This is a genomic window from Bacteroides sp. CACC 737 (assembly GCF_013874375.1).
GTDB lineage: Bacteria > Bacteroidota > Bacteroidia > Bacteroidales > Bacteroidaceae > Bacteroides > Bacteroides uniformis.
On record NZ_CP059408.1, the window covers coordinates 2,894,622 to 2,908,439 of the forward strand.

The following is a 13,818-nucleotide window of genomic DNA, read 5'->3' on the forward strand; positions in this document are numbered from 1 at the left end:
ACTTACTTAAATATATATACAATGAAAAATTATATATCAAAAGCAACTCTAGCTCTGTTAGTAGCTCTGTCTGCTACCGGTTGCTCTGACTTTCTGGATGAGAAACTGAAAAGTGAACTGGCCCCGGATAACACATATACAAGTTCCTATGGTTTCGAGGTAGGTTCCACCGGACTTTATGCCCAAGCACGTTCTGAATATAACACTTGGGGTGAAAACGGAGCCTTCATGCATAATGCCGCTTGCCCTTACGAAGCATTACAAATTGCCACTGACCTTGCTACCATGGGTACCAAAGACGGTTCTATCCAACCGTTCGGTTATTTGACATTAACTCCCAATACCGGTATTGTAGGCTCCTACTGGAATTGGGCCTACAGTCTGATTGCAGGAGCCAATGAGATGTTGAAATACTCTGAAATAAACACGAACTGGGATAATAGCACAGACAAGGCGCTCTATCAAGCAGAATCACGTTTTTTCCGTGCTTATGCATACCGTACGTTGGTTTATCTGTATGGAGACGTTCCTTATGTGGACAAGATTCAAGATCAGTTCAGAATTGATTTTACCCGTACACCGAAGGAAGAGGTTATTGCCCACATGGTAGAAGACCTTCAGTTTGCTGTCGAGAACCTGCCTACCGACCCTGATGCCGTAAAAGTTGGCAAGCTAACCAAATGGGCGGCAGAACACTTGTTAAGTGAGGTTTACTTAATGCAAGGTGATTATGCAAAGGCTGAAACAGCTGCAGAAAATGTCATCAACAGCGGATATTTCCACTTGATGGAAGACCGCTTCGGTGAAAAGGCAAAAGCAAACGGCGATGTGTTCTCCGACCTATTCGTTGAAAACAATCAAAATCGCACATCCGGCAATATGGAAAGCATTTGGGTCATGCAGTTTGAATATAACACTACTGGTGGCGGTACAAATTCCGATGACTGGACACGCCGTGCCTGGGAACCCAAATACTTCGAAATTACCGGTTTTGTTTTGGCAGACTCACTGGGTGGCCGCGGCTTGTCGCAATTGGTACCAATGAAATGGTGGATTGGAGAAGATACCGGTTTCTTTGATGAAGAAGACATTCGTAATTCCGAATACAACATCAAACGTAACTGGTATTACAACAACGAGAACATGCCCGACCTTTATGGTAAAAAAGCCACGATTACAGACGAAACATGGTTTACCACCTTCCGTCTTTATCCGGCTCTGACAAAATTCTTCTATGGCCGTTCCGAAAACCTTTCTTTGACCGGTTCCTACCGTGACCGCATGAAGTTCCGTTTGTCCGAAACTTATCTCTTACTCTGCGAGGCAAGGTTGGGTTTGAAGGATATTTCAGGTGCCCGCGAAGCAATCAATGTAGTACGCCGTCGCGCACATGCTCCTGAGATTACAGACAGTGAAATGACCATGGACTTCTTGCTGGACGAACGTATCCGCGAGTTGGTAGGTGAAGAATCACGCCGCTTTACCTTATGCCGTACCGGCAAATTATTGGAGCGTACCCGCAAATACAATACAGAATCGGGTCCCGTTATGCGTGATTACCATACATTATGGCCGATTCCTCAGAGCATAATCGATTCAAATACGGGAGCAGAATTCCCGCAAAACGAAGGATATTAACAGCACAAAGACAAAATAAAACACGAATAAAGGTAAAAAGATAGTTTTCAAGATTCTCATAAAGGGAATTGTCCGCGTCCGTTGAGAACAAAGGCAATTCCCTTAATTTTATCAACAAACAATCATGAAGATACACAGACAATTAACAGCAACAGCCTTTCTGTTTATCAGTATGGCAATCATGGCACAAGTGCCATTCAGCAAAAAGGAAGTAAAAGAGAAAATGAAGCAAGTGGCGGACTGGCAAATTTCCAATCCTAACACTGCCCACGAACACCACGACCTGGACTGGACCAATGGAGCACTTTATGTAGGTATGGCAGATTGGGCAAAACTGGCAGAAGAGGAGTACAATGACAGCACCTACTATCAATGGCTCTATAAAATAGGAAGACGGAACTGCTGGCAACCCCATCAGCGATTGTACCATGCAGACGATATAACCGTTTCCCAATCATTCATTGATTTATACCGTAAATATAAAAAAGAGGAAATACTAGCTCCTACCCTGGCACGTACGGAATGGATCGTCAACCATCCATCCAACGGTACATTCAAACTGGAGTACGGTGACAACAAAACCCTGGAACGCTGGACCTGGTGTGACGCCTTGTTCATGGCCCCCCCGGTTTATGCCAAGCTATACCGCGAAACCAACAACCGGAAATACCTCCAATTCATGGACAATGAATACCGGGCTACCTACGAATATCTATTCGATAAGGAAGAGAACCTTTTCTACCGAGACTGGCATTATTTCGGCAAAAAAGAAGCCAATGGCAGAAAGGTGTTCTGGGGACGTGGAAATGCCTGGGTACTGGCCGGATTGGCAGAAGTATTGCAGGAGTTGCCCAAAGGCTTGATGGAACGCGCTTATTACGAAGAACTGTTTGTCCGGTTATGTACCCGTATTGCCGGATTGCAGAACGAAGACGGTTATTGGCATGCCAGCCTTTTGGACCCGGCTTCCTACCCTTCTCCCGAAACCAGTTCTACCGGTTTCTTTGTATATGCACTGGCATATGGTGTGAATGCAGGTATCTTGGACGAAGATGACTTTATGCCAGTCATTATAAAAGGATGGAAAGCGTTGACTAATGCTGTAGATGCAAACGGCAAACTTGGCTGGGTACAACCGATCGGTGCCGATCCTCGTAAAGTCACCCGTGACATGACAGAAGTTTACGGTGTCGGCGCTTTTCTTGCAGCAGGATGCCAGATTTACAAGATGGCTGTAGATACGGAAGCCGATTACATAAAAATCTGGCCGGACAAGAAAACCATGCAGGGAAATCCTTTGAGTGGCTGGGTAATCTATGCAAACGAGAATGTAAGCGATGACTTCTGGAAGAAATACGACCATATCTATGTACCGGAAAAAGGAACGACCGTGAAGATTTCCGATTATGCTCGTACACTCTATATCCGTACTCATTGGAGTACATTCAATCCTGCCGAAGGAGTCTACGGATGGGACACGGATGAAAAGTTGAAAAAAGTAATTCAAGGTGCACTCGACAGAGGCATGCGTCTTTCTTTCCGCGTGATAGTCGATAGTCGTGACAGAAAGAACGAAGCTACTCCGGCTTATGTATTCGATGCAGGAGCCAAATACTATACTGATAACGGGAAACGTTCTCCCTATCCCGATGACCCTATCTTTCAGGAGAAATATGCAAAATTCATAGAAGCGTTTGCCCAGAAGTACAATAATCCCGACTTGGTAGAATTTATAGATGGCTACGGCCTTGGCAAGTGGGGCGAGGCACACACCATGAAGTACATCGACCCTAAAAACCGTGAAACTGTATTCAACTGGATCATTGACCTGTATCTCAAGAATTTCACGAAGGTGCCTTTAGTCATCAACTACCACCGTTGGATGGGTGCAGGTAAAGACTGGGCCGGTGAAGAGAATTTTGATCCCGACAGCAAACGTCTGTTGGACAGTGCTTGTGAGAAAGGTTTTTCTTTACGCCATGATGCTTTCGGAATGAGAGAGTATTACGGCCAGTGGGAACGGAATTATGTAAAGCCTTGGATTATGAAGCGTCCGGTATTGCTGGAAGGTGGCTGGATTGTAAGCAAACACCCTTACCACAATGACCCGAGCGGTTACAAAACAGCCAAAGAAGTTCGTATAGGAGAATTTGAAGACGGCCAGGAAGCTCATGTCAATATGATGGATTTCCGTGTAGGAGACGAAACCATGAGTTGGTTCCGTGATGCCTATCCTCTGGTTGAGCGTTTCATCTCCGAAGGAGGTTATCGTTTGTATCCCGATTCCATTGTGGTTCCCAAAGAGATAAAGAACGGGACAAGAATAAGAATAGCACATCGTTGGAACAATTTAGGCTGGGGATACTGTCCTACCAATATACCACAATGGAATCAGAAATACAAAGTAGCCTTTGCCTTATTGAATCAAGACAATCAGATAGCCTACTCCTATCTGGACAGCAATACCGATTTGTCGGTCTGGATTAAAGACCATCCCACTTCTTATGAGTTTACTCCTAAAATCAAGGGAGTCAAGAAAGGCAACTATACTTGGGCAGTGGCTTTGGTAGATACGACCAAAGGCAATGGCAGTAATATAAAAGGACTGAATATCTCTGCCAAAGGTACTTACACAAACTCCGGTTGGCTGAAACTGGCAGAAGTAACTATAAAGTAAATACATTAAAAACACACAAAGGTATGATGAAAAGAAACGACTTTCATGTTTCAAGATTATCGGCAAGGCTCCTCCTGCTGCTTGCCCTGCTGCTTGCCTCCCCCGGAGGATTGCAGGCAAAAGCAACTGACGCAGACACTCTTAGAGTGCTGGCCATAGGCAACAGTTTCTCACAAGATGCAGTGGAACAATATCTGCACGAACTGGGAAAGTCCGAAGGTTATATCATGATTATCGGCAACATGTATATCGGAGGATGTTCATTGGAACGGCATGTAAAAAATATACGCAACAATACACCGGCCTACGCCTACCGCAAAGTAGACAAAAATGGGGAAAGGGTAGAAATCCGAGAAATGACCATTGAGAAAGCCCTTGCCGACGAACCATGGGACTATGTAAGCCTGCAACAAGCAAGTCCGGTATCAGGCATTTACGAAACATACAAAGCGTCCCTCCCTGAACTGGTGGATTATGTCAAACCACGGGTCAGTAAAAAGACAGTTTTAATGATGCATCAAACTTGGGCCTATGCCGGCAACAGCACTCATTCGGGATTCAAGAACTACAATTCAAGTCAGATGAAAATGTACACCGATATTGTCAATGCCGTTAAGGAAGCAGCCGGATTGGTGGGCATCAAAAAAATCATCCCCTCCGGCACTGCCATCCAGAATGCCCGCACCACCTTTATAAGCGACCACATGAATAGGGATGGCTATCATCTGGACCTGAAAATAGGCAGATATACCGCCGCTTGTACCTGGTTCGAAGCTTTGACCGGCCAAAATGTCATAGGAGCCCCCTACTCCCCCAAAGGCATGAACTATGACGAGAAGGAAGTAGCCCAGACAGCAGCACACGCAGCCATACTTTGTCCGGACAAGGTCACCCATCTGGTCGACCTGAAGCAGCCGGCCGCCAAAGCCAATTACAATGAAGTGAATGTTCCCGAATACACCTTGCCTGATGCGTTGACACTGGAAAACGGAAAACCGGTAACAACAGCAGAACAATGGACGAAGAAACGCCGTCCCGAACTATTGCGACTCTTTGAAACAGAGATGTTCGGTAAGGCTCCCAAACATCCTAAGGACATGCATTTCGAAGTATTGACGGAAGACAGCCATGCACTTGGAGGACTGGCTACTCGAAAAGAAGTCAATGTCTATCTTACAAAGGACAACAAAAAGTATTTCAACATACTCATGTACATTCCCAACCAACGTGCGGGAACCGTACCGTTGTTCTTCGGACTCAACTTCAAAGGTAACCACACCATCAGCACCGACCCCGGCATATCATATCCTACACTTGAAAAACAAAAAGAGTTCAGATGGAGGAAGCTCCCCGAAAGAGGTATCGCCTCGGCACGCTGGCCCATAGAAACGATTATGAAGAACGGCTATGCGCTTGCCACTATTTACCGGGGAGACATCGATCCTGATTTCGATGACGCCTTTAAAAACGGAGTTCATCCTTTGTTCTACAAAAAGGGACAACGCCGCCCTGCCGATAACGAATGGGGAACCATTGCAGCATGGGCATGGGCCATGAGTTGTGCCATGGACTATTTTGAGACGGACAAAGAGATAGATGCATCCAAAGTGGCTGTCTTCGGTCATTCCCGACATGGCAAAGCTGCATTATGGGCCGGTGCTACAGATCCACGTTTCTCCCTAATCATTTCCAACTGTTCCGGTTGCGGAGGTGCAGCGCTCTCCCGCCGTGCCTTTGGCGAAACAGTCCGTGCCGTCAACCGGCAATTCACGCATTGGTTCTGCCGCAACTTCTGGAAATACAATGATAAGGAGGAAAATTTACCGTTCGACCAACACGAGCTCATTGCCCTGCAAGCTCCCCGTCCGGTCTACATAGCCAGTGCAACCGAAGACCGCTGGGCCGACCCCAAAGGCGAATTCCTATCCGGAGTATATGCCACTCCCGTATATGAGCTTTTTGGCAAGAAAGGATTAGAGTCTACAGAGATGCCTGCTACAGATACCCCCGTCCGAGATGGAAGCATTGCCTACCATATCCGCACCGGAATCCATGACATTACGGTTTATGATTGGGAACAATACATCTGGTTCGCTGATAAATGGTTCAAAGGCAAATAAGAAACTTCCCCTTCAGGACATTCGGAGAGATATGAGTCACCAGGAATAAAGAAATGAGCGCCCGGACAGGATAACGAAACCCAGCATACAATAGTCCGGGACTTTGTTTCCTTTACATAGGGACTTAGTCATACACTCTTGCAGATAGAACACTGACGTGAGAAAACTTTAAAAAACATGAATCCGACGAATCAACAGAGCGTCTGAATTCGTCGGACTCACGTTAAATAATCTGAGTTCTATATAAAAATCAACGCTTTAACAACTCATCTCTTCTGTTGCAACCCCTTCAGCAAGTGGTCCACCGCCGCTTTCAGCTGTGCATCTTCTCCCTTCAAAACAGCTTCCGGCACATTATAAACCAAGATGTCCGGCTGTAAAGTCCGGTTCTCCAGATAGTTACCCTGCATATCCACACAACCTACCTGCGGAATACCGAATACAATACTTGGATCAATCTGGCTTTCCCACCAGACAGCAGTCATGGTTCCTGCCACTGGAGCACCTATCAGCTTACCGATACCCAACGTCTTGTACACAAAAGGAGTACCGTGGGCATTGCTGTAATTATCCTCGCAAACCAACATACACGAAGGTTTCAGCCATCTATCAAAAGGATCGCTGCCGATGTACTGGCCGCGCGGCACAAAGCGTTCATACTCCTTGCCGCTAAGTAACGTCGCTACTTGTTCGTGCAGCCATCCGCCTCCGTTATGGCGGGTATCCACCACAACAGCCTCTTTCTTACGACTGCTTTCGCTCAACAAATCGGAGTAAATCTTACGGAAGCTCGGACTATCCATACCTTTGATGTGAATATAAGCAATGCGCCCGCCGGAATATTCATCCACCTTCTTGCGACAGTTTTCCACCCAGCGCTTATACAATAGCTCATTCTGGGCACCGTAAGATATGGGCTTCAAGGTTTCTTCAAACCGCTTGCCGGTAGCAGGATCATAAACAGAGAGAATCACCTTGCGCCCTGCCTTACCTTCGAGTAACGGGAAATAATCGGCACCTGCCTTAATGGCAACACCATCCACTTTTTCGATAATACACCCCGGTTTGACATCCGTCTTTTTCTTCGTCAATGGACTTTGAGCTATAATTTCTTTAATCTTCAGTCCATCGCCCGCATAAGCTTCATCATAGAACACTCCCAAAGCTGCCGTAGGAAGTGCTGCGCCCGAAGCATAATAACGCGCTCCCGTATGAGAACCGTTCAATTCACCCAGCATCTCACTCAGCATTTCCACAAAATCGTAGTTATTGTTGATATAAGGCAAGAAGCGCTTATAAGTTTCTTTGTATCCATTCCAGTCCGTACCTTGCAAGTCTGCCACATAGAACTTATCATTTACCTGCTGCCAGATGTGGTCGAAGATATATTCACGCTCACCGTAAGGACGGTAATCGAAGAAAGCCTCAAATTCAATTGGAGAAATCTTGCTGCCTTCAATCTCTATCTTCTTCATTCCGTCGCGGGCACAAAGGAAGATATTCTTCCCTTCCTTATCTGGCTGCAAAGCGCCTGCACCTACTTTCTTCAAAAGAACTTTTGTAACATTCTCTTTCAGGTTGTGCTCCCAAAGATCGTACCCATCCTCAAAAACAGACAGATAATAGAGTTTATCCCCTTTAGCAGAAAGCATGGCATCTGCCATATGCGAGGAATTGACGGTCAGGCGTACAATACGGTCAAAGCGGTTTGCAAGATCGAACTTCAACGGTTCTACCTTTTTCTCCTTATCTTTGTCGGCATCCTCTTTTTTCTTCTTGGCATCCTTTTCGTCTTTCTTTCCGGCTTTTTCTTTCTCTGCCTTCTCCGCTTCCTCAAGCAAAGCGGTTTCTTCCTTGTTCATCAAGAAACGGTCGTATGCTTCAGCATCAAAGAACATGATATAAGTATCGTCTTCGGCTCCCCAACTGCCGTGGCTGCGATACCCCGCACGGTCACTGGTCCAAATCATGGCTTTGCCGTCCAATACCCACTTGGCATTGCCATCGTTGTACCCGCTTTCGGTCAGGTTCACCATTTCACCCTTGCCATCGGCATTCAGCAGCACAACATCTTTGTTGTTCCATCCACCTACACCGATATAGTCCGAAAGAATCCATTTGCTGTCCGGACTCCATTGGAACCACTGGTCACCGTCCGAATAAGAGTATTGGTACTTGCCATCCATAACGGTACGTACAGCCTTCGTCTTCAGATTGATGACACGGATGGCGCTACGGTTTTCGAGAAAGGCAATCTCTTTGCCGTTAGGGCTATATTGGGGTTGGAAAGAAGCGACATCCGAATTCGTCAGGCGTTCTTCCTTCAGCTCTGTAGCATAGGTAAACAGCTTTTCATCCTTACGCACAATCGTCGAAGTGTAAAGTTGCCAAAGCCCGCCACGTTCGGAAGCATAAACCAGTGTCCGGCCATCGGGGGCAAAGTCTACAGTGCGTTCCTGATAGGGAGTATTCGTTATCTGCTTCGTAGTCTTATATTCCACTGAAGTGACGTAGATATCGCCACGCAAAACGAAAGCCACTTCCTTACCATCCGGAGACACTGCCATTTCCGTGGCGCCACTACTCTTAATCTGGCGGATAATATCCTTGTCGTTTCTGTCGGAAACAATGCAGATGTTCACCTTTTGCGCTTCTCCACCGGGAAGCAGGGTATAAATCTCACCATCAAATCCATAGCACAACCTTCCGTCCGTAGCGGCACTGAGATAACGTACCGGATTTTTGGTATAGTGCGTCAACTGCACGGCCTTCGCATCTCCGGGAGTACGTCGGTAGATATTGAAAGAGCCGTTTTCCTCACTCAGATAGTAGAATGTTTTTCCATCAGGAGCCCAAACCGGTTCACGGTCTTCTCCTCCGAAAGTAGTCAGTTGGCGGTACTGCGGTTCTTTTCCCGGAGTATACATCCAGATGTCCCGGGCAATGGGCGATACGTGATGTTTACGCCAGTAGTCCTCGTAACCTTTCTTATCCTGATACAACATCGCTCCCTCCTTATTGATGGAGATGCACTCCATAGGCATGGACGAAATCATCGTCGGACGCCCTCCCTCCACTGATACTCGATAGACCTGGTTGAACTGCCCGTTAGAGGGAAAGACAACAGCCTCGGCAGACGGCATGATGCCTGCAGAGAACAGGATATGTCCGGCATCTGTAAAAGCAAGCGGTGTTTCGCTTCCCGAGTGGGTAGTCAGCCGTCGTGGTTCGCCTCCGTCTTTGGACACAATGTAGACGTCCAGGCTTCCCATACGGTCCGAAGCAAAAGCAACCTGCTTACTGTCCGGACTCCATACCGGATCCGTATCATATGCAGGATTGGTAGTTATCTGCATGGCACGTCCACCGGTAACCGGCACCGTATAAATATCTCCCTTATACGTAAAAGCAATGGTGGTCCCATCGGGAGAGATAACACTATGACGCATCCAGAGCGGAGCATCTTGCGCAAAAGTAAAACCTGCCAGGCAAGCGGCAGCAATACCTAATAGTAGTTTTTTCATAATGATTCTTTTTGGGGGATAAAAAAAGCCTCACGTCTTTTCCTTGTCAGAAAAAGTCCGTGAGGCTTGCTTATTTCTCTTTAAGTTACCCTCAATTAGAGAGCTCCTACTTCCTTCAAAGCAGCATTTGTCTTGTGAACGGCAGCAGCGCTGGCAGCAAATTTAGCTTTTTCGTCAGCAGTCAGTTCCAGTTCAACGATTTTCTCGATACCGTTCTTGCCAAGGATTACGGGAACACCGATACAGATGTCTGATTCACCGTATTCTCCTTCCAGATATACTGAACAAGGAATCATCTTCTTCTGGTTGTGGATGATAGACTCAACTACATAAGCGCCTGCCGCACCCGGAGCATACCATGCAGAAGTACCCAGCAACTTAGTCAGTGTAGCACCGCCTACCATGGTAGAAGCTACTACTTCGTTCAGTTTTTCTTCGCTCAGCAGTGTGCTTACCGGCTGTCCTTTGTAAGTAGCCAGACGAGCCAACGGAATCATGGTAGTATCACCGTGACCACCGATAACCATGCCTTCTACTTCGTTGGCGTTGCAGCCCAAAGCCTGAGACAAGAAATATTTGAAACGAGAGCTGTCCAAAGCACCACCCATACCGATGATACGGTTCTTCGGCAAGCCCAAAGACTTCAATGACAGATAGGTCATGGTATCCATCGGATTAGAAATAACCACGAGGATAGCATTCGGAGAATATTTCAAGATGTTCTGTGCAACCGACTTAACGATACCTGCATTAACACCGATCAATTCTTCACGAGTCATACCCGGCTTACGGGGAATACCGGAAGTAATCACTACAACGTCGGAGTTGGCAGTCTTCTCATAATCGTTGGTACAACCTACAACAGTGGTGTCGAAGCCCAGCAGTTGAGCAGTCTGCATCATATCCATTGCCTTACCTTCTGAAACGCCTTCTTTCACGTCCAGCATTACCACTTCGTCAGCCACTTCATTAAAGGCCAACACATTAGCGCATGTAGCACCTACGTTACCTGCACCTACTACGGTTACTTTTGACATAATTTCTAAAGTTTTTTGTTTATAAGTATTCTTTAAAGATGATACAAAAGTACAGCGAACTTCGTAATTAGAGAAATATTTCCGTAATAATTTTAGTTAAATACACATTTAGCCAACGATTAGTGGACGATGATTAATGATTAATGATTAATTTTGCGGACGATTAGTGAACGTAAGACGAATAATCAGTCACCAACCATTAATCACTTAACCATTAATCATTATCAAAAATGGCAGTTAAGAAGAATACACTTCTCATCGTGGCAGGCAGCCTCCTTATCTTATTATTAATAGGAGTTACCATTCTGCTGATTTCCGAAAAGCAAACCAACAAGGAACTGGTGATGGAATTCAATCTGGATAAAGAAGACCTTGAAAATCAATACACAGACTTCGCCAGACAATATGACGAACTGAAGCTGACCGTCTCCAACGACTCCCTCTCCGTACTTTTGGAGCAGGAACAACTGAAGACCCAACGTTTATTGGAAGAACTCCGCACCGTGAAGAGCAGCAATGCCACCGAGATACGCCGTCTGAAGAAGGAACTGGCCTCTCTCCGCAAAGTCATGATAGGCTATATCAACCAGATTGACTCGCTGAACCGCCTGACTGCCCAACAGAAGGAAATCATAGCCGATGTCACCCAAAAGTACAACGCCGCTTCCCGGCAAATCAGCAACTTGTCCGAAGAAAAGAAGAACCTGACCAAGACAGTGACGCTTGCCGCACAACTGGACGCCACCAACATCTCTGTGCAGCCCACCAACAAACGCGGCAAGACTGCCAAGAAAGTGAAAGACATCGTGAAGTTCAAAATAAACTTCTCCATCGTGAAAAACATCACTGCAGAAACCGGCGAACGCACCCTCTACATCCGCATCACCAAACCGGACAATGACGTGCTGACCAAAAGTCCCTCAAACACCTTCCCATACGAGAACCGGGAACTGGTATATTCCATCAAGAAGTATATAGAATACAACGGAGAAGAGCAAACCGTCACCGTATATTGGGATGTAGAAGAATACCTCTATGCAGGTACCTACCGCGTAGACATTTTTACTGACGGCACCCTTATCGGTTCACAATCATTCAACTTGAATTAATACATTTTTCAGACAAGTAAGAACAAAAGAGCATAAAACATGCGGCATACTACTGATTTCGTAACGCTGCAAAATGTGTTCTTTTGTTCTTATGCCTAAAAAAATTTCTAAATTATTTTGCAATATCATTGAAAGCCTATACATTTGCATCGTTGTTTATGCAATTATTGTTGTTGTATAAGTAACCGATTCATCACCTTAATTAATGTATAGCCCAATGAAAAAGTTCTTCTGTTTCATCTGTTTGGCATACCTGTCCTTCCCCGTGAAGGCCCAGGAAGCATTGAGCTTGGATAGTTGCCGTGCATTGGCAATTTCCAACAACAAAGAACTGCTGATAAGCCAAGAAAAAATCAACGCTGCACATTATCAAAAAAAGGCGGCATTCACCAATTACCTTCCCAACATTTCGGCCACCGGTGGATATATGCGCAGCCAAAAAGAGTTGTCTATCCTCAGTGATGCCCAAAAAGGGGCCTTGTCCGGATTGGGTACAAACCTCAGCGGCCCCTTGCAACAAGCCGCCCAAGTCATAGCGCAGCTTCATCCTGAAATAGCGGGGAAACTGCCGGCTTTAGGACAAAGCCTGGTAGGTGCCCTCGACGGTGCAGGCCAATCCTTGGTTGACGCCTTTCGTACAGACACCCGCAACATGTATGCGGGCGCACTGACCTTGACCCAACCCCTATATATGGGCGGCAAGATACGTGCCTACAATAAAATCACCAAATACGCCGAAGAGCTGGCCCGCCAGCAGCACAACACCGGTATGCAGGAAGTAATCCTGAGTACAGACCAGGCATATTGGCAGGTAGTATCCCTTGCCCATAAAAAGAAGCTGGCAGAAGGTTATCTGAAACTACTGCAGAAACTCGACAGCGACGTCGACAAAATGATTGCCCAAGGCGTTGCCACCAAAGCAGACGGACTCTCCATCAAAGTAAAAGTGAATGAAGCCGAAATGACTCTGACCAAAGTAACCGATGGCTTGAGCCTTGCCCGGATGCTGCTGTGCCAACTGTGTGGTCTTGACCTTTCCACTCCTATCATGCTCGCAGACGAACAGAAGGAAGACCTGGCCCCCACAACTCTGAAAAACGGTGCCATCGACATCAACAACGTTTATGCCACTCGCCCCGAAGTACGCAGCCTGGAACTTGCCACACGGATTTACAAGCAAAAAGTAAATGTCACCCGTTCGGAATATCTTCCTTCCATAGCACTAATGGGCAGCTATATGGCAACCAACCCTTCCGTCTTCAATAGTTTTGAGAAGAAGTTCAAAGGAATGTGGAACGTGGGTGTCATGGTATCGGTACCCATCTGGCACTGGGGCGAAGGCATCTATAAAGTAAAAGCAGCCAAATCGGAAGCACGCATCGCCCAATACCAGTTGGATGACGCCAAAGAAAAGATAGAGCTGCAGGTCAACCAGTCTGCTTTCCAAGTGAACGAAGCTGCCAAAAAACTGACCATGGCCGAAAAGAACCTGGAAAAAGCCAACGAGAACCTGAGATACGCCACACTCGGCTTTGAGGAAGGCGTTATACCCGCCAGCAATGTGCTCGAAGCGCATACCGCATGGCTTTCTGCTCAATCGGAAAAGATAGACGCACAGATTGACGTAAAACTGACGGAAATCTATCTGAGAAAGGCAACGGGGGAATTGACAATTGATAATTGATCGTTTCTTCAATCATAAATTGTAAATAG

5 protein-coding genes and 2 pseudogenes are annotated in these 13,818 nt (G+C 46.3%); 5 read left to right on the top strand and 2 right to left on the bottom strand.

The features are described from left to right. The first annotated feature begins 21 nt into the window (after positions 1-21). From H1A11_RS12510 to H1A11_RS19190, 3 genes and pseudogenes are all read left to right on the top strand, one after another. A complete protein-coding gene (locus H1A11_RS12510; RefSeq protein WP_138344924.1) occupies positions 22-1,638 on the top strand; it encodes a RagB/SusD family nutrient uptake outer membrane protein in 1,617 nt (538 codons plus the stop codon). Positions 1,639-1,762: 124 nt separating this feature from the next. Continuing rightward, positions 1,763-2,872, top strand: a pseudogene (locus tag H1A11_RS19185) (glycoside hydrolase family 105 protein); the annotation flags it as partial. A 1,469-nt stretch (positions 2,873-4,341) separates the two neighbouring features. Then, positions 4,342-5,214: pseudogene (locus H1A11_RS19190) on the top strand (DUF4886 domain-containing protein); the annotation flags it as partial. A 1,487-nt stretch (positions 5,215-6,701) separates the two neighbouring features. Here H1A11_RS19190 and H1A11_RS12525 read toward each other — a convergent pair. Beyond that, on the bottom strand, positions 6,702-9,959 hold the full coding sequence (locus H1A11_RS12525; protein ID WP_181757289.1) for a S41 family peptidase: 3,258 nt from the start codon (positions 9,957-9,959) through the stop codon (positions 6,702-6,704). A gap of 95 nt (positions 9,960-10,054) precedes the next feature. Beyond that, positions 10,055-10,996, bottom strand: coding sequence for a malate dehydrogenase (gene mdh / locus H1A11_RS12530; RefSeq protein ID WP_005829779.1), 942 nt, complete (start codon positions 10,994-10,996; stop codon positions 10,055-10,057). A gap of 230 nt (positions 10,997-11,226) precedes the next feature. Here mdh and H1A11_RS12535 point away from each other — a divergent pair, with 230 nt between their 5' ends. Then, entirely contained in the window at positions 11,227-12,105 is an 879-nt protein-coding gene (locus H1A11_RS12535; RefSeq protein ID WP_138344919.1) for a hypothetical protein, read from the top strand. Between the two features lie 217 nt (positions 12,106-12,322). Beyond that, positions 12,323-13,789 carry a TolC family protein gene (locus tag H1A11_RS12540; protein ID WP_117974254.1) on the top strand — a complete coding sequence of 489 codons (1,467 nt, stop codon included), beginning with the start codon at positions 12,323-12,325 and terminating at the stop codon, positions 13,787-13,789. Positions 13,790-13,818: the final 29 nt, after the last annotated feature.